The sequence below is a fragment of the Burkholderia sp. AU32262 genome (assembly GCF_020419985.1).
Classification (GTDB): domain Bacteria; phylum Pseudomonadota; class Gammaproteobacteria; order Burkholderiales; family Burkholderiaceae; genus Burkholderia; species Burkholderia semiarida.
On the sequence record NZ_JAIZRS010000008.1, the window covers coordinates 170611 to 192887 of the forward strand.

Annotated in this window: 20 protein-coding genes and 2 pseudogenes; 6 read left to right on the plus strand and 16 right to left on the minus strand. The window is 68.7% G+C overall.

Annotated features, from left to right (window positions below):
- Positions 1 to 21: 21 nt before the first annotated feature.
- Entirely contained in the window at positions 22 to 2160 is a 2139-nt protein-coding gene (locus tag LGN10_RS12345) for a penicillin-binding protein 1A (RefSeq protein WP_226223574.1), read from the plus strand.
- Between the two features lie 8 nt (positions 2161 to 2168).
- Positions 2169 to 2774, plus strand: a pseudogene (locus LGN10_RS12350) (trimeric intracellular cation channel family protein); the annotation flags it as partial.
- A 37-nt stretch (positions 2775 to 2811) separates the two neighbouring features.
- Here the strand turns inward: LGN10_RS12350 and LGN10_RS12355 are convergent.
- The 10 genes from LGN10_RS12355 to LGN10_RS12400 all read right to left on the minus strand — a co-directional run bounded on the left by LGN10_RS12355 (position 2812) and on the right by LGN10_RS12400 (position 12382).
- The gene (locus LGN10_RS12355) at positions 2812 to 3201 is read right to left on the minus strand and encodes a VOC family protein (RefSeq protein WP_059581920.1); all 390 of its coding nucleotides are present in this window, start codon (positions 3199 to 3201) and stop codon (positions 2812 to 2814) included.
- 105 nt (positions 3202 to 3306) lie between these two features.
- A complete protein-coding gene (locus LGN10_RS12360) occupies positions 3307 to 4137 on the minus strand; it encodes a heme ABC transporter ATP-binding protein (RefSeq protein ID WP_059581923.1) in 831 nt (276 codons plus the stop codon).
- Between the two features lie 19 nt (positions 4138 to 4156).
- Complete coding sequence (locus LGN10_RS12365) at positions 4157 to 5245, minus strand: FecCD family ABC transporter permease (protein ID WP_226223581.1); 1089 nt, start codon at positions 5243 to 5245, stop codon at positions 4157 to 4159.
- A 15-nt stretch (positions 5246 to 5260) separates the two neighbouring features.
- Positions 5261 to 6178 (minus strand): heme/hemin ABC transporter substrate-binding protein, encoded by a 918-nt coding sequence (locus LGN10_RS12370; protein WP_226223583.1) that lies wholly within the window; start codon positions 6176 to 6178, stop codon positions 5261 to 5263.
- Complete coding sequence (locus tag LGN10_RS12375) at positions 6175 to 7266, minus strand: hemin-degrading factor (RefSeq protein WP_059641480.1); 1092 nt, start codon at positions 7264 to 7266, stop codon at positions 6175 to 6177. The genes LGN10_RS12370 and LGN10_RS12375 overlap by 4 nt, the downstream gene beginning before the upstream one ends.
- Positions 7267 to 7315: 49 nt before the next feature.
- Positions 7316 to 9589 carry a TonB-dependent hemoglobin/transferrin/lactoferrin family receptor gene (locus LGN10_RS12380; RefSeq protein ID WP_226223585.1) on the minus strand — a complete coding sequence of 758 codons (2274 nt, stop codon included), beginning with the start codon at positions 9587 to 9589 and terminating at the stop codon, positions 7316 to 7318.
- 245 nt (positions 9590 to 9834) lie between these two features.
- Positions 9835 to 10062 carry a hypothetical protein gene (locus LGN10_RS12385; protein ID WP_059581936.1) on the minus strand — a complete coding sequence of 76 codons (228 nt, stop codon included), beginning with the start codon at positions 10060 to 10062 and terminating at the stop codon, positions 9835 to 9837.
- 187 nt (positions 10063 to 10249) lie between these two features.
- Positions 10250 to 10633, minus strand: a complete 384-nt coding sequence (locus tag LGN10_RS12390) for a DUF6232 family protein (RefSeq protein WP_059641486.1) — start codon at positions 10631 to 10633, stop codon at positions 10250 to 10252.
- Between the two features lie 124 nt (positions 10634 to 10757).
- Positions 10758 to 11018 (minus strand): DUF2866 domain-containing protein, encoded by a 261-nt coding sequence (locus tag LGN10_RS12395; protein WP_011548992.1) that lies wholly within the window; start codon positions 11016 to 11018, stop codon positions 10758 to 10760.
- Between the two features lie 206 nt (positions 11019 to 11224).
- The gene (locus LGN10_RS12400) at positions 11225 to 12382 is read right to left on the minus strand and encodes a porin (RefSeq protein WP_226223586.1); all 1158 of its coding nucleotides are present in this window, start codon (positions 12380 to 12382) and stop codon (positions 11225 to 11227) included.
- 309 nt (positions 12383 to 12691) lie between these two features.
- Between LGN10_RS12400 and LGN10_RS12405 the strand changes: the two genes are divergently transcribed.
- A complete protein-coding gene (locus LGN10_RS12405; RefSeq protein WP_059581944.1) occupies positions 12692 to 13498 on the plus strand; it encodes a MetQ/NlpA family ABC transporter substrate-binding protein in 807 nt (268 codons plus the stop codon).
- A gap of 162 nt (positions 13499 to 13660) precedes the next feature.
- On the opposite strand, the gene LGN10_RS12410 is transcribed toward LGN10_RS12405, so the two are convergent.
- From LGN10_RS12410 to LGN10_RS12425, 4 genes and pseudogenes are all read right to left on the minus strand, one after another.
- The gene (locus LGN10_RS12410) at positions 13661 to 14776 is read right to left on the minus strand and encodes a succinylglutamate desuccinylase/aspartoacylase family protein (RefSeq protein WP_226223588.1); all 1116 of its coding nucleotides are present in this window, start codon (positions 14774 to 14776) and stop codon (positions 13661 to 13663) included.
- A 224-nt stretch (positions 14777 to 15000) separates the two neighbouring features.
- Positions 15001 to 15783, minus strand: coding sequence for an ABC transporter substrate-binding protein (locus tag LGN10_RS12415; protein ID WP_059581949.1), 783 nt, complete (start codon positions 15781 to 15783; stop codon positions 15001 to 15003).
- 226 nt (positions 15784 to 16009) lie between these two features.
- Positions 16010 to 16930, minus strand: coding sequence for a LysR family transcriptional regulator (locus tag LGN10_RS12420; RefSeq protein ID WP_059581952.1), 921 nt, complete (start codon positions 16928 to 16930; stop codon positions 16010 to 16012).
- Between the two features lie 66 nt (positions 16931 to 16996).
- Positions 16997 to 17944 (minus strand): annotated as a pseudogene (locus LGN10_RS12425) (GlxA family transcriptional regulator).
- A 106-nt stretch (positions 17945 to 18050) separates the two neighbouring features.
- Between LGN10_RS12425 and LGN10_RS12430 the strand changes: the two are divergent.
- Together LGN10_RS12430 and LGN10_RS12435 are read left to right on the plus strand one after the other, a co-directional pair.
- Positions 18051 to 18359, plus strand: a complete 309-nt coding sequence (locus LGN10_RS12430) for a DUF3817 domain-containing protein (protein ID WP_060011258.1) — start codon at positions 18051 to 18053, stop codon at positions 18357 to 18359.
- Entirely contained in the window at positions 18356 to 18757 is a 402-nt protein-coding gene (locus tag LGN10_RS12435) for a CopD family protein (RefSeq protein ID WP_060968269.1), read from the plus strand. Before LGN10_RS12430 ends, LGN10_RS12435 begins: the two co-directional genes overlap by 4 nt.
- Positions 18758 to 18931: 174 nt before the next feature.
- On the opposite strand, the gene LGN10_RS12440 is transcribed toward LGN10_RS12435, so the two are convergent.
- Both LGN10_RS12440 and LGN10_RS12445 read right to left on the minus strand, forming a co-directional pair.
- Positions 18932 to 20320, minus strand: a complete 1389-nt coding sequence (locus LGN10_RS12440; protein WP_226223589.1) for an NCS2 family permease — start codon at positions 20318 to 20320, stop codon at positions 18932 to 18934.
- 450 nt (positions 20321 to 20770) lie between these two features.
- Positions 20771 to 21448 carry a TetR family transcriptional regulator gene (locus tag LGN10_RS12445; RefSeq protein WP_099318022.1) on the minus strand — a complete coding sequence of 226 codons (678 nt, stop codon included), beginning with the start codon at positions 21446 to 21448 and terminating at the stop codon, positions 20771 to 20773.
- Positions 21449 to 21496: 48 nt separating this feature from the next.
- Here LGN10_RS12445 and LGN10_RS12450 point away from each other — a divergent pair, with 48 nt between their 5' ends.
- Positions 21497 to 22162, plus strand: a complete 666-nt coding sequence (locus LGN10_RS12450) for an O-methyltransferase (RefSeq protein ID WP_226223591.1) — start codon at positions 21497 to 21499, stop codon at positions 22160 to 22162.
- Positions 22163 to 22277 lie beyond the last annotated feature (115 nt).

Consider the following 22277-nt stretch of genomic DNA (forward strand, 5'->3'; position numbering starts at 1 on the left):
GCATTGAAGAAGGAGCCCGACATGACCGATCCCACCGCCCACCCGCCGCCACCGCCCGCGCCGCCATCCGCACCGCCGCGCCGCCGCCGTGTATGGCGCACGCTCGCGGGCGCGCTGCTCGGCCTGACGCTCGCGTGCGCGGGCATCGGCGCGTGGACGATCGATCGCATCTGGACGCAGTTGCCGTCCGTCGAACACCTGGCCGTCTATCGTCCCGCGCTGCCGCTGCGGATCTTCTCGCGCGACGGCGACCTGCTGGCCGAATACGGCGTCGAGCGGCGCGAGTTCGTGCCGCTCGAACGCATCCCGCCGCTGATGCGCCATGCGCTGCTCGCGGCCGAGGACGCGAAGTTCTACGAGCACGGCCCCGTCGATATCGGTGGCCTCGCGCGCGCGACGTTCGCGAACGTCGTCACGGGGCAGCCGGGGCAGGGCGGCAGCACGATCACGATGCAGGTCGCGCGCAACTTCTACCTGACGCGCGACAAGGTGCTGAGCCGAAAGCTCGCCGAGATCCTGATGGCGGCCAAGCTCGAACGCGAATACAGCAAGGACAAGCTGCTCGAGCTGTACATGAACGAGATCTATCTGGGCGAGCGCGCGTATGGCTTCGCGGCCGCCGCGCACGTGTACTTCGGCAAGCCGCTCGATGCGCTGAACGCGGGCGAGGCGGCCGTGCTCGCCGGACTGCCGAAGGCGCCGTCCGCGTTCAACCCGGTCGTCAACCCGGCGCGCGCGACCGCGCGGCGCAATTACGTGCTCGGCCGCATGCATGCACTCGGCCAGCTCGACGATGCGGCGTATCGCGCGGCCGTCGACGCGCCGATCGCGCTCGCGACCACGCCGCCGCCCGGCATCGTCGCCGCGCCGTACGTCGCGGAGCGGGCGCGCCGGATGATGGTCGAGCGGTTTCATGACGATGCGTACACGCTGGGCCTCGACGTGACGACGACGATCTCGATGCGCGACCAGCGGGCGGCCGAAGCCGCGCTGGAGCGCACGCTGAGCCGCCAGGCGCGCGCGACGCGCGATACGCGCAACGGGCTCGAAGGCGCGCTCGTGTCGCTCGATGCGGTCACCGGCGACATGCTCGCGCTGGTCGGCGGCGCGGATTTCAATCGCAACGTGTTCGACCATGCGCTGCAGGCGTATCGCCAGCCGGGTTCGAGCTTCAAGCCGTTCGTCTATTCGGCGGCGCTGGAGAAAGGCTACTTCCCCGGCGTGCTCGTCGACGATACGCAGCGCACGCTCACGCATGCAGAAACCGGCGCGCGGCCGTGGCGTCCGCGTAATTTCGCCAACCACTACGAGGGCTTCATCCCGGTGCGGCGCGGGCTCGTGCGCTCGAAGAACCTGGTCGCGGTCAGCCTGATGCAGGCCACCGACGCGCGCTACGTGCAGCAGCACGCGGTGCGCTTCGGCTTCGACGCGCAGCGCAATCCGGCGTCGCTGCCGCTCGCGCTCGGCGCGGGCGCCGTGACGCCGCTCGAACTCGCGAGCGCGTACAGCGTGTTCGCGAACGGCGGCACGCGGATGGAGCCGCGCCTGATCCTGTCGGTGAAGCAGCGTCACGGCGGCGCGATGTACGAGGCGACCGTGCCGGCGGGCGAGCGGGTCGTGTCGGCGCGCAATGCGTTCGTGATGGACAGCATGCTGCGCGACGTCGTGCGGGCCGGCACCGCGCGCGGCGCGCTCGCGCTGCGGCGCGACGACGCGGCCGGCAAGACGGGCACGTCGAACGGGTCGAAGGACGTATGGTTCGCGGGCTACTCGTCGGGCATCGTCGCGGTCGCATGGCTCGGCTACGACACGCCGCGCCCGATGGGGCGCGCGACCGGCGCGACGCTCGCGCTGCCGGTCTGGCTCGATTACATGAAGACGGCCGTCGACGGGCGCACGCCGGTCGATGCGACGCCGCCGCAGGACGTCGTGCTCGTCGACGGCGATTTCGTCTACGCCGAATACACGCGCGGTACGTGCACGGCCGACGTGCCGGCGTATATCCGCAGCCGCTTCGCATGCGGCGGCGCGGCGGCCGTCGATGCGTCGGATGCGTTGGGTGCGCGGGCCGACCACGGCAAGCGCGACGAACCGATGCCCGCCGCCGTCGATGCGGCCGAGCGCGAACGCGTGCTCGACCTGTTCCGGACCGACGACTGACGCGCGCGATGCATACGCTCTACTTGATTGCGATCGTCGCGGAAGCGATGTCGGGGGCGCTGATGGGCATGCGCCGCGGAATGGACCGCTTCGGGCTCGCGCTCGTCGGCGCGGTGACGGCGCTCGGCGGCGGCACGGTGCGCGACGTGCTGCTCGGCCACTATCCGCTCGGCTGGATCGCGCATCCCGAATACCTGGTGATCACGCTCGTCGCGGCGACCGTCGCGTCGTGGGCGGCACGCCATGTCGCGCGGATGAGGGCGCTGTTCGTCACCGTTGATGCGATCGGCCTCGCGGCGTTCACGATCATCGGCTGCGACGTCGGCGCGTCGGCCGGCACGGCGCCGATCATCGTCGTGCTGGCCGGCGCGATCACGGGCGTGTGCGGCGGGATGCTGCGCGATTTGCTCTGCAACGAGATGCCGCTGATCCTGCGCGAGGAACTGTATGCGAGCGTCGCGTTCGTCACGGGCACGCTGTATGTCGGGATGCAGCATGTCGGCATCGACGCGGGGTTCGCGACGCTCGTCGCGCTGGCGGCCGGCTTCTCGATGCGGACGCTCGCGGTGCGACTCGGCTGGAAGATGCGGACCTTCGGCGCGGCGGACGTCGAGCATTGGGCGCACGCGCCGGTGCCTGCCGCGCCGGCATTCAGTCCGGCTGCATCACCTGAAAGACGTTCCCTTCCGGATCGACGCCGTCGACCATTCGGTACGGGAAGCCGTCATAGCGCTTGAGATCGCGCACGGTCACGCCGTGGCCGGCGAGCCGGTCGCGATACGCGGCGATATCGGCGTCGATCCTGAATACGAGTTTCACGTTGCTGGCGGCGGCATTCGCATTTGCGCTTGCCGATGCGGCCGCGTGGCGAAACGCCGGCCCGGCCCGATGCAGCGCGAGTTCGATCGCGCCTGCATCGAGCACGGCCCATTCGCCGTCGATTTCCTCGATGACGGGCAGCGCGAAATGCCGTTGATAGAACGCCTTCAGCAACGCGACGTCACGGACGTACAGGATGATGCGGGTCATCGGCAGCGGCACGGGGGTCTCCTGGAAGGGGAGAAACGAAAGGTCTCGAGACAATGCGGCCGCCCACGGTGGCGTACGACATCGAGCGACGCAACGATCATGCGACACACGCCCGCGCTACGCGGGCACCATCACCGGCGGCGTCCCGTCGCCGGTTTCCACCATCTTCACCGCGAAGCCGTAGCACCGCGCGATATGGGCCGGCGTCATCACGTCGCGCGGTGCGCCATGCGCGACGATCGTGCCGTCGGCGAGCATCGCGATCGTATCCGCATGCCGCGCGGCGAGGTTCGGATCGTGGACGATCGCGAGCACGCCGAGCCGCCATTCGCGCGCGACGGCGCGCACGGTATCGAGCAGGCGGTGCTGGTGCGCGAGATCGAGCGCGGCGGTCGGTTCGTCGAGCAGCAGGTAGCGCGGGCCGGTTTCCATCGCGTCGTGGTCCGGCCACAGCTGCGCGAGGACGCGGGCAAACTGCACGCGCGCGAGTTCACCGCCCGACAGCGTCGTGACGTCGCGGCCGACGAGCGCGTCGGCGCCCGCGCGTTCGAGCGCGCGCCACGCGATGTCGCGATCGCGATGCGCGATCACGTGGCGCGCGCCGCCGCGCCGCGCATGCGGATAGCGGCCGAGCAGCACGATTTCGTCGACGCTGAACGGGAACGCCGGCTGCGCGGCCTGCGGCAGCACCGCGCGCAGGCACGCGAGCCGCGGCGCGTCGATGCGCGCGAGCGGTTCGCCGTTCAGCGTGACGTCGCCCGTCACGCGCACGCCGTTCGGCGCGATGCTGCCGGTCAGCTCGCCGGCGAAGGTTTTCAGCAGCGTGCTCTTGCCCGCGCCGTTGCGGCCGAGCAGCGCGGTCACGCGGCCGGGTTCGATCGACAGCGACAGGTCGCGCAGGATCGTGTCGTGCCGGCGGGCGACGTCGAGGTGGTGGGCAGTCAGCATGGTCGTCGTGATGAAGGGATTACCCGCCGAGCGCGCCGCGGTTCTTCCACAGCAGCACGAGGAAGAACGGCGCGCCGAGCAGCGCGGTCAGCACGCCGAGCGGAATGTCGGCGGGCGCGGCGACGGTGCGCGCGGCGAGATCGGCCGCGAGCGTCAGCAACGCGCCGAGCAACGCGGCGCCGGGCAGCACGATGCGCTGGTCGGGGCCGCACGCGAGCCGCACGCAATGCGGCGCGACGAGCCCGATGAAGCCGATGACGCCCGCGCACGATACGAGCGCGCCGACCGCCAGCGCGACCGCGACGAGCACGCGCCGCTTCAGCCGCTGCACCGGCACGCCGAGATGCAGCGCTTCGGTTTCGCCGAGCTGCAGCGCGTTCAGCGCGTCGCGTTCGCGTACGAGCAGCCCGCAGCCGAGCGCGACGCACGGCGCGACGGCCGCCAGCGTCGTCCATTGCGCGCCGCCGAGGCTGCCGAGGCTCCAGAAGGTCAGCGAACGCAGCTGGGCGTCGTCGGCGACGAACGTGAGCAGCCCGATCGCCGCGCCGGCCAGCGCATTGATCGCGATGCCGGCGAGCAGCAGCAGCGGCAGTGCGAGCCGGCCGCGCGACGCGGCCAGCCGGTAGACGAGCGCCGCGACCGCGAGCCCGCCCGCGAATGCGGCGACCGGCAGCGCGGCCGCGCTCGCGTGCGCGGCGAAGAGCGCGGGCCCGAGCACGATCAGCGTGGTCGCGCCGAGCGCGGCGCCGCTCGACACGCCGACGAGCCCCGGATCGGCGAGCGGATTGCGGAACAGCGCCTGCATCGCGGCACCGGCCGCGCCGAAGCCGCCGCCGACCAGCAGCGCGAGCACGACGCGCGGCGCGCGGATGTCGAGCAACACCGCGCGCGCCTGCTGCGCGGCCGCGTCGCCGCTCAACGCGGCCCAGGCTTGGGCCAGCGGAATGCGGTACGCGCCGACGCACAGCGCGACGACGGACATCGCGGCCACCAGAACGGCGAGCGCGGCCAGGACGACCGGCGCGAAGCGGCGCGACGTGCCGAGGCGCGCGGCGCCGGTGCGCGCGGCGCGCCGCGGTGCGTTGAAGGGCGAAGCGTGAGCGGGCATCGGGTCGATCCGGAATCAGGCGAGCGCATCGGACAGGCGTCGATGCAGGGTCGTGACGGCGAGCGGCAGGCGCGGGCCGAAGCCGAGCAGGAACAGCGCGTCGAGCGATACGACGCGCCGCGCGCGGCCGGCCGGCGTCGCGCCGAACCCGGGCGTCGCGAGCAACGCGGCGTGACCGCCGATGGCCGCCAGTCCTTCGTCGGTGATCAGCACGACGTCGGGCGCGGCCGCCGCGAGCGCCTCGGTGGTCAGCGGCTTGTAGTGATCGAAGCCCTGCATCGCGTTGCGCGCGCCCGCATAGCGGATCATCGCGTCGGCGGCCGTGCGCTGGCCCGCGACGAGCGCTTGCGCGCCGGTATGGTTCAGCACGAACAGCACACGCGGCGGCTGCGCGCCGCCGGGCACGCGCGCGGCGACCGCGTCGCGCGCGGCCTGCCAGTCGCGATCGAAACGCTGCAGCAGCACGGTGCCGGCGTCGCGCACGTCGAGCGCCTGCGCGACGCCGGTGATCTTCGCGCGCACCGATTCGACGTCGTGGCGCTCGTCGAACGTCGTCACCGCGACGCCCGCGCCTTTCACCTGCGCGATCGCCGTCGGCGGGCCGGCTTCCGCCGAGGCCAGCACGAGATCGGGCCGCAGCGACAGCAGCCCCTCGGCCGACAGCGCGCGCTGGTAGCCGACCTTCGGCAGGCGCTTCGCGGCGTCGGGATACGTGCAGGTCGTGTCGGCGCCGACGAGCCGGTAACGCGGCGTCTCGGCGCCGCCGAGCGCGAATGCGGTTTCCGCGAGCGCGCCGCCGATCACGATCACGCGCTTCGGGGCGGCGGCCGCGACCTGGGCGAGCACGCCGCCGGGCAGCGCGCCGGCGAGCGCACCGGCCGCCGCGCCGGCCAGCAGCGACCGGCGGCGCGGATCGAACGGCCGCGCGCTCACCGCGCGGCCCCGCGTGCGGCCGCCGGCAGCGTCGCGACGAGCGAGCGCCAGTCGTCGCGCTCGACCTTGCCGGGCTTGCGCTCGCCGAACAGCAGCGCGACGTGCTCGCCCTGCCGGTCGAACAGCTCGAGCGACGTGACGATGCCGTCGCTCGTCGGCTTCTTCACGACCCATGCGGCGGCGATCAGGTCTTCTCGCACATGCAGGTTGAAGCCCGGATCGAGGACGTTGATCCACGCGCCGACCTCGCGCACGTTCGCGACGGGGCCCGTATGGATCTGGATCATTCCCGCATTGCCGACGAACACCATGATCGGCTGGCCGCTTTTCGCGGCCTGTTCGAGCACGTGGCGCAACGCATGCGCGGTTTCGACCGGATACGCGTATTGCGGATCGGCGAGACGCAGGGCCTGCAGGCGGCTCACGCCGAAGCGCTGGGTGAGGCCGAAGAACTGGTGCGTGTCGGTCATCGCATCCCATGCGGCGCGAAAGCCCGCGACGTCGATCTCGCTATCGGCGCGCTCGGGCGTTTTCGGCGCGGCGGGCGTGACCTCGAGGCCCGGCTTCTGCGACGGTGCGCGCCAGCGTTCGACGAATGCGTCGTACGCCGCGTGATCGCTGTGCGCGCGCAGATAGACCTTGTGGATCGCATGGCCCTGCGCATCGAAGAACTGCAGGCTTTTCAGCGGGCCGTGCGCGGTCTCGTCGCGCACCGCGAATGCCGACACCCAGTGACGATAGAAGATGCGCAGGTCGATGTCGCCGAGCGCGAGGCCGACCGGGCCGTCGTGGCTCATCTGCGCATATTCGCCATCCTTTTCATGCACGGCCGTGTCGTTGCGCGTGAGCGCCATCACGCGGCCGAGGCGCGGCATTTCCTCGAACATCGCCGGGAAGCGCGCGTCGAGCCGCACGACGTGCTCGCCGACGAACGCGCCGAGCGCCTCGCCTTCGCTGACGCCGAGCGCCTGCGCGACGTCGCGGTTGCGCAACTGGCGCTCGGTCTTGAGCTTGATGAACGCATCGCGCAGCGCGGCGACCGCGCGGGCCGACGTGGCCGGCTGACCGGGAAGGGCGGAATGCATCATGTCGGACTCCTTCGAGTAACGGTTGGGGTGGGTGCGCGGGCAGCGCGCATCAGAAATCCACTTTCATGCTGACGGCGACCGTGCGGCCGGGCGACGAATACGCGTCGAGCACTTGCGAATCGGCCGCGATGCCGCGCACGTCCGACCAGTTCCAGTACTTGCGGTCGAACAGGTTGCGGATGCCGATCGTCGCGCTCACGTGCTTGTTGAAGCGGTAGCCGCCGCGCAGGTCGACGACGAACGACGACGGCGGCGTGAAGCACGCCTTGTTCGAACAGTCGGATTTGTCGACGTCCTTGTCGCGTTTGGCGGCCTGGAACAGCAGGTCGGTCTGCACGAACCAGCGTTCGCCCGGTTCATACCGCACGCCGAACACGGCCGAGAACGGGTTCACGGTGTTCAGCGGCTGGCTGGCCGCGCCGTCGTTCTGCGTCGAGCCCTTCGTGAAGGCCATCGCCGTCTTCAGCGTGATGCCGTTCGGCATCGCCCATTCGGCGCGGCCTTCGAGGCCGTGGATGCGCGCATCGGCAAAGTTCACGTACTGGAACACGAACGGGTCGACCGGCCGGCCGCTGCCGGCGATCGTCGTGCGCGAGATGAAGTTGCGGTAGCGGCCGGTGAACGCGGCCGCGCTGTAGCGCACGACGCCGTAGCCGGTGCCGGCCTTGCCGCGCAGGCCGGCTTCGAACGTGTCGCTGGTCTCCGGCTTCAGGTTCGGATTGCCGATCGACGTGTAGCCGTACACGGGGTTCGAGAAGCTGCTGTTCACCTGGTCGGGCGTCGGCGCGCGGAAGCCGTGCGCGTACTGCACGTACGGAATGACCGCGGGCGTGATCTCGTAGAGCACGGCGACGCGCGGCGACAGTTCGTTCGCGCTCGTCGACACGGCCTTGCCGGTGAACAGCGGATCGTTTTCGGTGGGGCTCAACCGGTACGTGTCGAAGCGCAGGCCCGGCGTGACGAGCAGGCGGCCGTAGCCGATCTGGTCCTGCACGAACGCGCCGAACAGCGTGTAGTCGGTGTCGGGAAACGCCTTGTTCGGGAACGCTTCGCCGACGCCCGGCACCGTGCCGTCGCGCAGGTTCGTCACGCGCGACAGGCTGCCGTCCACGCCGTAGAGCAGCTTGTGCGCGAGCGGGCCGGTCGCGAAGCCGCTTTCGGCGAACGCGGAGCCGCCGAACGTGCGCTCCTTGTACTGGTTGTCGCGCGAACGCGAGGGCTGCCTGCCGCGCGTCTCGAACGCGTACTGGTCCTGCTTCGCGTCCTGGTAGTAGAACTGCACGTGCGCAGTCTGGAACCAGCGGAATGCATCGTCGCGGAAGTCGTAATCGACGCTGAAGCGATTGCGCTCGAGCCGGTCGTGCGTCGTCAGGCCGAGCGTGGCCGGCGCATTGATCGCCGACAGCACGTCGGTGCTCACGCGCCGCTGCACCGTTTCGGCGGTGAACTTGATCGTGTCGCGCGTGGTGGGCGTCAGCACGAGCTTGCCGAGCAGCGATTCCGAATACACGTCCTGCGGGTTCGACGTCGTGCGCAGCGTGCTCGCCGAGTTGTTGCCGCCGCGCGTGTCGACCTCGTGGCCGCGCCGGCCGTCGGCGACGATCATCCCCTGGATGCGGTCGTTGCCGCCTGCGGCCGACACGGTCGCGCCGATGCTGCGGTCGGTCGAGTCGTAGCTCGGCCGGAACGAGAAGTAGTAAGGCTTGTTGTAGACGGACAGCAGGTCGCGCGGGTCCTTCGTGATGAAGTTCACCGCGCCGGTCAGGCCGTCGCTGCCGTAGAGCGCCGACGCCGGCCCGCGCAGGATCTCGATGCGCTTGAGCGTGTCGAGATCGGCGTAGTCGCCGCGGCCGGCTTCGAGCGGGCCGAACGAGAACGCGTTCGGCAGGCGGATGCCGTCTTCCATCAACAGCACGCGATTGCCTTCGAGGCCGCGGATGTTGATGCTCGAATCGCCGTCGCGGCCGCCGCCGAGCGCGGCGCTGCCGGGCCGGTACGCGGCGCGGCGCACCGTGATACCCGGTTCGTAGCGCAGCGCGTCCTTGATGTTGGTGGCCTGCTGCTCTTCGAGATCGTCGTCGGTGATCACCGACACGGACGCCGCCGTGCGGCTCGCCGCGGTGGCGGTGCGGGTGGCCGTGACGGTGACGGGGTCGAGCAGCGCCGCATCGCCGCGCGCGGATGCGGCAGCGGCGGTCAGGACGGCGGAAGGCGGCGTGACGCCTTGCGGCGACGAATCGGCGTAAGCCGTGGCGGCGGACAGGCCGAACGCGCCGAACAGCGCGGCACGGATCGGCCGCCGCGCCAGCATGGAGCAATGCACAGGTGGTCTCCCATTGACGATAACAAGCCCGAAGGCTGGCTGGGTGACGCGTTCACCTGGCTGGCCCGTTTGCGCGCGGCATGCGGCAAACGGCGATTTGAAAGGCAACTGACAACCTTAACAGTGTAAATGAGAATTATTATCAATACAAGGACGCAAAGCGGCTCATGCGAGTGAGCGCTCGCCTGCGCGGCTCGGCCGAGCTCGGGTCGGAAATTTGGGAGAAACCGGGGCGCGAACGCGCGCTAAGCCAGCGCTTCGACGCGAATCAGCAGGTTGCGCGCGTGCGCGACGAACGCGTCGTGCGTTGCGCGATCGCCGTGGCTTTCGATACCGGCCTGTTCGGCGAACGCGATCTGGTCGGTGTAGAGCTCGACGAGCGTACGGCGTGCGTCAGGGGGAAGCGCACGGATCATCGACACGATCAGCAGTTCCTGCGCGCGAAGCATGCCGGACAGCGATTGAGCGTTCATGCTGGCCTCCTCGGACGATGCGGCGGCGAGCCGCTCTTTCCATACTAGGCGCTCGGCGGCGGAGGTGGAGGCGAGGTGCGTGCGTGCCGGCGGCCGGCACGCGATTCCGCGCGAACGCCGCGCGAGCCGACATTCGCCGCGTGCGTGCGGCCGGCGGGAACCGGCACGCAAGCGAATGCGAGGAAAATCAGCCGGCCGTGGTGGCGGACCGCGCATCGCGCACGACCTGCGCGACGCGTTCGACGAACTCGGCGTCGACGCTCGACAGCGCTTCGCGCTTGCCGTCGGGCATCTCGACCATCAGGCGGTAGGTGACGTCCTGCGTGGTCCAGGCGAGATAGCCGACGACGGCGAGCATCACGCCGACCACGAGCGCGGCGCTCGATGCGCCGATGCCGCCCGCGATGGCGATGGCCGCGCCGATCAGCGAGATCAGCGACGGCACGAGACGGTTCTTCGGAATCTTGACGACGTCGACGTGGCGGATGTCACGCAGTGCGAATACCTGCCCGGCGGCCGACAGGCCGTTGCGCGTGACCATGACGCCACGTTCGTTGAATGCGTTTTCCATCATGTGTTGCGTGGACGAAAACGCGCAGCGTAGCAGGTTTCGTTGCCGCGTCAAACGAGACCGACTGCCGCACGATGCGCGCGGCGCGGCCGACAGACGGGGGGCCGGGGGAACGGAAACGTGCTCAGAACTGTAGCCGGCCGTCGCCGTAAAGCCGGCCCGGCACGTGCGACGCGACGACCTCGGCGATTTCTTCGTCGGTCGATTCGGCCGGCACGATCTGGCGCCGCGCGGGCGCGTCGAGATGCATCGTCCATTCGACGAGGCGATACGGGCGGCCCCAGGGGCGCTGCATTTCAACCGAGACGCGGCAGCTCTGGACCGGCAGCGAGTGTTGGCACGTGAGAATCGCGTGCAGATGGCTGAAAACGGTATCTTCGATCATCATGGCCTCCGATCCTGTCTTGTGGGCAATCGATGGCGGCGCCGTCGGCGTTTAAAAAAAAAGCCGCCGATGCTCAGGCGGCCAACAGGGGGGGTGAGAGCATCGTCTCAGCCCAGAATTAAGCGAAACTTAAAAGCCCATAAAAAAGCGCCCCGCGTGGAGCGGGGCGCTTCTTGCCGTCGTGATCCGCGAGTTAAGCGGATGCTTTAGAACTTGTGACGGATACCGACGCGAGCGGCCAGCTGGTTCGACGAACCCGTGCCCGACGTGTTGAAGTAGCTCGTGCTCGAACCGATCTGCGCCTGCACGTTGTTGCCCGACGCCTTCTGGTAGATCACCAGGCCATACACGTCCGTGCGCTTGCTCAGCGCGTAGTCGAGGCCCACGTTGCCCTGGTTCCAGTGCGCCGAGCTGCCGCTTTGCGTCGCGTTCGTGTACGTGTAGCCCGCTGCCGCCGACAGCGCCGGCGTGAACGCATACTTCACGCCTGCTTCGTATGCGTTGTAGAACGTGCCCGATGCGCCGGCCGCGATCGGGGTGAACTGCGTGCGCGTCCAGAGCAGCCATGCCGTTGCCGGGCCGAAGACGTAGCGGCCGCCGACGCCGTACGTGCGCAGGTCGCGGATGTTCGTCAGCGCGATGTTCGCGATCGACGTCGAGAAGGCCGGCGTCGACTGGCTCGGGAAGCGGATGTCCGTGTATGCCGCGCCGAGGGCGAACGGGCCGTTCGCGTAGTTCAGGCCGAAGCTGTATGCGCGCGACGAACCGGGCGTCGTCGTGGTGCCCGTCGTCGTCGACGGTGCGCCGGCGAAGTCGGTCGAGTTCGAGAAGCCGTACAACGCGCCGAACGTGAAGCCGGCGTAGTTCGCGCTCTGGAACTTCACCGCGTTGTTGATGCGGCTCGACGTGAGCTGGTCGATGGCGTTCACGTGGTACGCGTAGTTGCCCGCGACCGTGTTGCCGCCCGTCGAGTAGTTCGAACCGAGGATGTCGGTCGAGAACGAGTACTGGCGGCCGAACGTGACCGTGCCGTATTGCGCCTGGCTCAGGCCGACGTACGCTTGACGGCCGAAGATCGCGCCGCCCTGGCCGATCGTGCCGTTGCCGCTGTTGAAGCCGTTTTCGAGCACGAAGATCGCCTTCAGGCCGCCACCGAGGTCCTCGGTGCCGCGCAGGCCCCAACGGCTGCCCTGGGCCACGCCGTCGTCGTACTTGAACAGCTTGCCGCTGCCGGTAGCGGTCTTGCTGTGGTTCACGTAGCTGATACCGGCATCGATGACGCCGTACAGGGTCACGCTGCTTTGTGCGTGCGCCGTGCCGGCCGTTGCTGCGAGGGCGGCGATGGTCAACAGTTTCTTGTTCAAAGGATTCTCCGAGCGAATGAATGGCGTGTCCAGTTGCGGTTCCGGCGCTCTCTGCGGGCGCTCTCACGGACCGGCGCAACTTTATCGGCGGGCCACGTAATGAATATGACAGCGACTGTCATATGACGAATGTGTGGTGCCGATGCGACACGGAATTCTGCCCGGGTTGCCTGGCGCGGGTTATACCGATTTCGGCTGAGATTCGATCCCGATCCGGAATATGCACATGAAATAAGCTTGGTTTGCGGCGTTCGCGCCCCGTGCCACGATCCGTCCTCCAACACACGACACGGGACAAAGAGGACACCCATGCGACGTTCGATCCTGACCGGCCTCGGCGCACTCGCCGCCGCGCTGGCATTCGCCGCGCCCGGCGCGCACGCCGACCCGCAAACGCTGAAGATCGGCACGATGAGCGGCCCCGACGCGCAAATCTGGACCGAGGTGACGAAGGTCGCCGCGCGCGAAGGCCTTGCGATCAAGGTGATCGAATTCAACGACTACGTGCAGCCGAACGCGGCGCTCGATGCCGGCGATCTCGATGCGAACGGCTTCCAGCACCAGCCGTTCCTCGACAGCCAGATCAAGCAGCGCGGCTACAAGATCGTCAACGTCGGACTGACCTACACCGCGCCGATGGGCTTCTATTCGAAGAAGCTCAAGTCGCTGAAGGATCTGCCGGTCGGCGCGAAGGTCGGAATCCAGAACGATCCGTCGAACGGCAACCGCGCGCTGTTGCTGTTGCAGAAGTACGGCGTGATCAAGCTGAAGGCCGGCGCCGGCACGAACGGCGTGAACGCGACGCCGCTCGACGTCGCCGAGAATCCGAAGAAGATCAGGATCGTCGAACTCGACGCCGCGCAACTGCCGCGCGCGCTGCCCGATCTCGACGCCGCGTCGATCAACACCGACTACGCGGTGAAGGCGGGGCTCACGCCGGTGAAGGACGCGATCGCGATCGAGGATCTGCGCGGGCCGTACGCGAACCTGATCGCGGTGCGCGCGCAGGACAAGGACAAGCCGTGGGTGAAGAAGCTCGTCGCGGCCTATGAATCGAACGACGTGCGCAAGTTCATCGACCAGAAGTTCGGCGGCGCGATCGTGCCGGCGTTCTGAGCGGCCTTCGCGCATGGCGGCCGGCGGCGCGGTATCGGCCGCCGACGCGCGCTCCGGAAAGCCAATCGCCCGCGCAAGCGGGCGATTTCATTGGTGGATGCGGATGGTGCGCATGCGCGCCGCGGCCCTGCCCGGCCCGGCGCGCGGGCCGGACACTCGGGCTCAGGCCGACAGCAGCGAGCCGGTGCGGATCGCGGTCGCGCCGGCGATGCGCGCGACTTCCATGCCGGCCGTCGCGAAGCGCACGACCTGGCGCGCGTACAGCACGCCCGACACGCTGCTCTTCAGCGTGACGACGCGATCGGTCAGCGGATCGACGATGTCGGCCACGGCCTGGCCGGCCTCGATCATCACGCCGACCGGCGTACGGAACACGATCACGCCCGACGCGGGCGCGACGAGCGGATCGGTGCCCGCGAGCGGCGTGGCCGGATGCGCGAGCGGCGGCAGCGGTGCCGGCGTGCCTTCAACGACGCCGCGCTCGGTCAGGTATTCGACGATCGCCTGGGCATCCTTTTCGGCGAACTCGTACGACACGTCGCGTTCGCTGCGCAGTTCCACCGTGACGGAAATCGCGCCGTTCGGGATCGGGAAGCGGTCGCCGAAGCGGTTGCGCAGATCCGACCAGCAGAAGCTGTGGATTTCGTCGAACGGGTTGCCGACCGAATTCAGCGCGAGCAGCGACGCCTTGGCATCGAGATAGCGCGCCAGCGGCTCGACGTCCGGCCAGAGATCGGGATTCGTGTAGAGGTGCATCACCGCATCGCTGTCGCAGTGCAGGTCGAGCACGATATCGGCGTCGAACGACAGCTTCTGCAGCGCGAGGCGCTGCGAGTCGAGTTCGGTGCGCGGCTTCTGCTCGTCGAGCGCTTCGCGCATCGCGGTGCGCACGACGGCGAGATTGCGCTGCGCGTCGTTCGTGAGGCGGTCTTCCACGCGCGGCAGCACGAGCGCCGCGAGATCGTAGAAATTGCGGTTGAAGTTCTGCATCGAGCCGAGCTCGAAGCGGCCGAGATGATCGCCGAACACGTGTTGCGACAGGCCGATCGGATTGGGCACGGGCACGATGACGATTTCGCCGCGCAGCTTGCCGGCCGTCTCGAGCGCGGCGATCTTGCGGCGCAGCAGCGTGGCGACCAGCATGCCGGGCAGCTCGTCCGCGTGCAGCGACGACTGGATGTAGACCTTCTTGCCGCCGCGCGGGCCGTAGTGGAAGCTGGTGATCTGGCGTTCGGTGCCGACGGCGGGGGAAATCAGCGGATGGGTCTGCGTTTGCATGATGAGGGGAGTGCGGCGCAGCCGCGAATGATCCGTGTGCGTGGAAGATCGATTGTACGTTGCCTTCCTCGCCCCCACCAAACCGGCGCCGGAACATCCGGTTTCCCGTTGAGAATCATCGGGTTGGCGCGGAAAAAATAACGTCGTCCGCGCCGCGCGCAAAAAAAACGGGCTCCTTGCGGAGCCCGTCGGTGTCGCGCCGAATCGCGCGTCGGTCGGCCGGATTACTTGCCGTAGACGTCGAAATCGAAGTACTTCTTCGCGATCTTGTCGTACGTGCCGTCCTTGCGCATGCCGGCGATCGCGCCGTCGATCTTCGCCTTCAGGTCGGTGTCTTCCTTGCGCAGGCCGATGCCGGCGCCGTTGCCGAGCGTCTTCGGATCGTCGAGATCCTTGCCGGCGAAGTCGAAGTTCGCGCCGCGCGGCGTCTTCAGGAAGCCGATCTCGGCTTGCACCGCGTCCTGCAGCGCGCCGTCCAGACGGCCGGAGATCAGGTCGGCGTAGACCTGGTCCTGGTTCTGGTAAGGCACGACGTTCACGCCCTTCGACGCCCAGTACGTCTTCGCGTAGGTTTCCTGGATCGTGCCCTGCTCGACGCCGACCGACTTGCCCTTCAGCGATTCGGCCGTCGGCTGCAGGTTCGCGCCCTTCTTCGTGACGAGGCGCGTCGGCGTGTTGAACAGCTTCGACGAGAACGCGATCTGTTCGGCGCGCGCCGGCGTCATCGACATCGACGACAGCACGCCGTCGAACTTGCGGGCCTTCAGCGCCGGGATCATCCCGTCGAAGTCGTTCTCGATCCACACGCACTTCGCGTTGATGCGGCGGCAGATCTCGTTGCCGAGATCCACGTCGAAGCCGACCACCTTGCCGTCGGCGCCTTTCGATTCGAAAGGCGGGTAGCTTGCGTCGACGCCGAACCGCACGGTCGACCAGTCCTTCGCGTATGCACTGCCGGCCGATACGGCGAGCAGGGCCACGGTCACAGCCGCAAGAATCTTTTTCACTCGGTGACTCCTCGTTTTGTTCGATGGGTGCGCGGTTGTGCCGCGCCGTAAGCCTTCGGCCCGCCGCGGCTTCGCGTCGGACAGTCCGTTTCGCCCGCCCGATGGGGGCGCGCGACGTGCGCAAGATTATCAAGACAAAATACCGGCGGGGCGCCTAGGACAAGCCCCGATACCGGGCCCGGCGGCGGCGCGTCGGACGCACCGCCGTTTCACACACAGGAACGATTCAGCCGAGCGTTTCGTTGACCGCGCGCTGCAGGCACGTGACGAAGTGCGACACGGCGGGCGTGGGCAGCAGGTCGCGCCGCGCGATGATCGACAGGTCGAAGCGCGGCATGCTTTCGTCGAGTTCGGCCGTGCGGATGCCGAGCGGCGCGACCATCGCGGCGAGCGGGCGCGTGAAGCAGCCGATCACGTCCGAGCGCGCGACGAGCCCGAGCGTCACCGCGAACGACATCGGCGAGCGCAGCAGGCGTTTGGGCAGCGGCAGCCCGTGCGCCTCGAACATCCCGACCATCACGCTGTGCGGGAACTGCTCGGCGCCGACGGTGACGATCCACTCCGCGTCGAGCAATTCCTCTAACCGGCGCGCCTGCGCGAGCGGGTGGCCGTCGCGCATCACGATCGTGAATTCGGTCGACAGCAGCGGCAATTGCGTGAAATCGCGGTCGAGCGCGGGCACATGGTGCATTGCAGCGATGTCGAGCGTGCCGTTGCGCAACTGCGCGAGCGCATCGGGCACCGTCACTTCCTCCAGATGCAGGCTGACGTTCGGCATCGACTCGCGGAACGCCGTCACCGCGTGCGGCAACGCGGTCAGCGCGATCGACGGCATCGTGCCGACCGCGACGCGGCCCGACATCTCGCCTTTTACCTGCTCGACGGCCTCGACCGTGCGGCGGACGTCGCCGAGCAACTGCTCGGCGCGCGGCAGCAGCGCCTCGCCGCACGCGGTCAGCTCGACGCCGCGCACGCTGCGCGCGAGCAACTCCGCGTTGAGCGCCGTTTCGAGCTCGCGGATCGTGTGCGTGATCGCCGGCTGCGTGACGCCGAGCTCGCGCGCGGCGGCGCGCAGGCTCTTCAGGTGCGCGGCGGAGACGAACGCCTGGAGCTGCGCGATGTTCAAGGGATTGCGGATGCGGGTCATCGGTCGGGTCCGGTTGGCGCGAAAGGGGGCGGCGGGTTCGGATTCAGGCGGCGATCCGGATGCACGTCACGCGTCGGCGCGTGCGCGGAACGCCTGCCGATAGCGCTGCGGCGACGTGCCGACGATGCGTGAGAAGCGCTCGCGAAACGCGGTGACCGAACCGAACCCGGCTTCCGTCGCCACATGTTCGATCGACAGTTCGGTCATCTCCAGCAACTGCTGTGCATGCCTGACGCGCGCGGTCTGCAGCCATTGCCCGGGCGACGTGCCCGTCTGCTCCTGGAAGCGCCGCGTCAGCGTGCGCACGCTGGTCGACGCCTTGCGCGCGATCGCGTCGAGCGTCAGCGGCTGGCGCAGGTTCGCGTGCAGCCAGTCCATCAGGTCGTGCAGCCCGTCGCCGCCGGCCGGCCATTCGGGCGCGATGAACTGCGCCTGCCCGCCTTCGCGCACGCGCGGCGCCACCGCGCTGCGGGCCGCGTCGACGGCGACGGCCGCGCCATAGTCGGCCTGGATCATGTGCAGGCACAGATCGAGACCGGCCGCCGCGCCGGCCGAGGTCAGGATCCGGCCGTTGTCGACGAACAGCACGTTCGCATCGACGTCGACGTTCGGGTAGCGGCGCGCGAGTTCGGCGGCCGCGAGCCAGTGCGTCGTCGCGCGCAGGCCGTCGAGCAGCCCGGCCTCCGCGAGCACGAACGCGCCGCTGCAGATCGACGCGATCCGGCGCCCGCGCGCGGCCGCCGCGCGCAGCGCATCGAGCACGCGGCGCGACGTGGGCGCGAGCGGCACCGACGTGCCGGGGACCATGATCGTATCGGCGTCGGCCAGTGCATCGAGGCGAAACGGCGGGCGCAGCTCGAACAGCTCGCCGCCGACGCGCGGCTACTCGCTGCATACGCGTACACGGTACGCCTGCGCGACGTTCGGCGCCCGCACGCGCGCGAACGTGTCGCAGGCGACGCCGAGATCGAACGGGACGACATCGGGCAAGGCAAGAACGGCGACCGTATGCATGGCGTTCGCGGCCGTGGCCAGAATCCGTTGAAAGATGTCATTCTAGCCAATGGCTCGACCCGGCACCACACGCGACAATCGCGGCGGACCACCTGGAGGCCTGCCGATGAAACAAGACGATCGCAACGCGTTGCGGAACCTGCAATACCTGTCGCTGCTGGAAGCGGCCACGCTCGTCGTGCTGGTGTGCGTGGCCGTGCCGCTCAAGCACCTGGCCGGGTATCCGGTCGCGGTATCGATCATGGGCCCGGTTCACGGCATCGCGTTCGCGATGTACGTGTGGGCGGTGGTCGGCACCGCGTCGAGCGGGTTGTGGAGCAAGGGCGAGGTCGCGCGGCTCGTGTTGTCGGCCGTGGTGCCGTTCGCGGGGCTGGCGAGCGCCGGCTGGATCGCGCGCAGGCGGCACGCGCGATGATTTACCTGGTGCTGAAGGCCGTGCATCTGGTCGCCGTCGTCACGTTCGTCGGCGGGCTGCTGCTGTCGTCCGTCGCGGTCCGTATCGCGAACCTCGCCGTGCATCGCGCGGTGCGGCGCTGGGATCGCACGGTGACGGCGCCCGCGCTTGCGATCGTCTGGATCGCCGGCATCGCGCTCGCGTTGAGCGGTCACTGGTTCGGCACCGCGTGGCTGTCGGCGAAGCTCGCGTTCGTCGTCGCGCTGTCGGTGCTGCACGGAATCCTGGCCGGCACGCTGCGGCGCATGGAGCGCGACGATCTCGTCGCCGTGCCGGCGCCGTGGCTCGGGCGGACGGCGGGCGCGGTGATCGTCGCGATGGCGCTCGTCGTTGGGCTGGCCGTGATCAAGCCGTTCTGACGGGGCGGGTTCGCGCCGTTTTCGCGACGGGCGTCACGCCGCGCCGCACCGGCAAAAAAAGGCCTGGAAACTCGCGTTCCCAGGCCGGCAGACCATCGACGACGATGGTGGAGGAGACGATCTCGTCCCGATGCGCGCCGCCTTCGTGCCGGCGACGTCGCGCATGGCGTGCGCTCAGATGGCCCAGCCGCCGAGATAGAACGTGACGAGCACGGCCGCGATCAGCACGGTGCCGACGTTGAGCTTGCGGAATTCGCCGCTGGCGAGGCGGCCGATCACGAGCGTCGAGAAGCCGAGCATGATGCCCGTCACGATGTTCGCGGTCAGCACGATGAACACCGCGCACACGAGGCCCGACATCGCGTCGACCATGTCGTCCATGTGCAGCTTGCTCACGCTGCCGAGCATCAGCAGGCCGACGTACATCAGCGCGGGCGCCGTCGCATACGACGGCACGAGGCCCGCGAGCGGTGAGAAGAACATCACGACGAGGAACAGCAGGCCGACCACGGCGGCCGCGAGCCCCGTCTTCGCGCCGGCGGCCACGCCGACGCTCGACTCGATGTAGGCGGCCGCCGGCGCGCCGCCGAGGAAGCCGGAGAAGATCGAGCTGACCGAATCGGCGGTCAGCGCACGGCCGCCGTTGATGATGCGGCCGTTCTTGTCGAGCTGGCCGGCCTGGCCCGCGACCGCGCGGATCGTGCCGGTCGCGTCGAACACGGCGGTCATCACCAGCGCGAGCACGCTCGGCAGCACGGCCATCGACAGCGCGCCCTTGATGTCCATCGCGCCGATCAGCGATGCGTGGCCCGGCGCGCTCAGCGACGGCAGCGCGAAGATGCCGCGGTACTTCACGCCCGGATCGAAGATCAGGCCGAACACCGAGATCGCGATCACGACGAGCAGGATGCCGCCCGGCACGCGGCGCTTTTCGAGGCCGAAGATCGCGGCGAGGCCGATGACCGACATGATGACCGGGAACGCGGTGATCTGGCCGAGTGAGACCGGCAGGCCGGCGCCCGGGTTCTTGATCACGAGGCCGACGTCGTTCGACGCGATCAGCAGCAGGAACAGGCCGATGCCGATGCCCGTGCCGTGCGCGACGCCCGCGGGCAGGTTGCGCAGGATCCACGAACGCACGCCGGTGATCGAGATGCCGGTGAACACGAGGCCCATCAGAAACACGGCGCCGAGCGCGACCGTCGGAGGCAGCCCCTTGCCGAGCACGAGGCCGAACGCGGTGAACGCGGTCAGCGAGATCGCGCAGCCGATCGCGATCGGCAGCTTCGCCCACAGGCCCATCAGCAGCGAGCCGAACGCGGTGGTGACGCACACCGCGACGAATACGGCGCTCGTGTCGAAACCGGCCTTGCCGAACATGCCGGGCACGACGAACACGGAATAGACCATCGCGAGGAAGGTGGTCACGCCGGCAATGATCTCGCGGCGCTGCGTGCTGCCGCGCGACGAAATGCCGAAATAGCGGTCGATGACTCCCTGGGCGCCGAAGTCAGTTTCTTCCGCGCCGACGCCGACCGTCGGCTGCACCGGGGTATCACTCATGAGCTTGCTCCTTTATCAGCATGCTGAAACGGCCCGTTGCGAACCGTCGTCAGGGTGTCTCGTATCTGGTTGGGATTGTTCGGCAACGTCGTGGGGACGAACGACGCGCGATGCGTGTCGTTACGCTCGAATCGAAACGATCGCGAGGGTGTCGCGTCGGACGACGCGTGCCGTGGTCGACCCCGTCGCGTGTGCCTTGCCGTAGCGAAGGTTAGGCGAGCCGCCCATCACGTCCCATCGGGGGACGAGCATGCAGCGCATGTCGCAGCGCTTATATCGGCGTGCGACGGGGCTCCGCCGCGCCGACACGCGTGTATACGCCTAGTTCGAATCCGTTAAGGCGACTATTTGAATGCGGGGGCGGCGGGCGGGGCGTTGGGTATTACGAATGACTTTCAGGGCGGCCCGGAAGGCCAGCGCGCATGCGCGGTCTCCGTCCCGGCGCGGGCCTCAACTGCGCGCGAGATGGGCGAGATACGCGCAGAACATGTCGGCCATCGCGTCCGAGTACGCGTCGATTTCCGCCGAGGTGCGCGCGGTTTCGGAGAACGCCTTGCCGCCCGTCGTGAGCGTCGTCAGGATCAGTTCGCACGCGAGCGCATGCGTGGCGTCGGGCACGTCGGGCAGCGCTTCGCGCATGAACGCGGTGAACACCCGGTTGCCCTCGGCCTTCACTGCCCGCGCCTCGGGGGCGTCGCGATAGAGCGGGGCGGCGTCGTCGAGAGCGATCCGCATCGGCGCCTCGTCGCATTCCGAACGGATGAACGCGTGGACGGCGGCGCGCACGCGCTCGGGCGGCGTCTTCCGAGTGTCCTGCAGGATCCCGCACAGCATGTCGTGCGTTTGCCGCCACTCGTCGTGCTGGAGCCGGAACAGCACGGACGCCTTGTTCGGGAAGTACTGGTACAGCGAGCCGACGCTCACGCCGGCCCGCTCCGCGACGCGCGCCATCGTGAAGCGCTGCGCGCCCTCGCTCGCCAAAACCTGAATAGCCGCCTGCAGGACGTCCTCGACGAGACGGGTCGAGCGCGCCTGCCGAGGCAGCTTGCGCGTGGCGATCGGGGCGTTTCGGCGGTCGGTCATGAGCGGTTTGCCAATGCGAATAGTAAAACCTGAATGGTTCGTCATATTCTAGTCGGGTGCAACGACGCACTCAACCCGATACCGGAGATTCGCATGACCACCCTGATGCTCGACCCGCTGGCTTCGTTGCTGGCGCGCCTGTTCGACGAAGCCGACGCGTCGTCGCCCGCGACGAGCCCGGCGTTTGCCGACGTGTCGCGCGACGAGCAAGCGCGGCTGATGCGCAGCAAGACGGATTACGCCGATCTGTATGCGCGCCTGAAGGATTACCCGCTTCCCGTGTCGCGCGAGACGGGCATGCTGCTATACATGCTCGCGCGCAGCGGCAATGCCAAGGCAATCGTCGAATTCGGCACGTCGTTCGGCATTTCGACGCTGCATCTGGCGGCCGCGCTGCGCGACAACGGCGGTGGGCGGCTGATCACGAGCGAATTCGAGCCGTCGAAGGTCGTACGCGCGCAGGCCAACCTGGCGGCAGCCGGACTGGCCGATCTCGTGGAGATTCGCGAAGGCGATGCGCTCCACACGCTGGCCACCGATCTTCCGGATTCGGTCGACCTGTTGCTGCTCGACGGGGCGAAGGCGCTGTATCCGGAGATTCTCGCGCGGGTCGAGCCGCGGCTCAGGGCGGGGGCATTCGTCGTGGCCGACAACGCGGAATACAGCCCCGACTATCTCGCCTACGTGCGCGCGCCGGAAAACGGCTATCTGTCGGTGCCGTTCGGCGGTGACGTCGAATTGTCGATGCGGACACGCTGACCAGGCGGAACGAGGGTGTCGACGATTTCACGCTTCCCCGTATCAAATATAGGAGGCCTGATTAATGGAGGCGCGGCGAAAGGCGACGGGATGATGCCCGTCGCTTGCGCCGCCT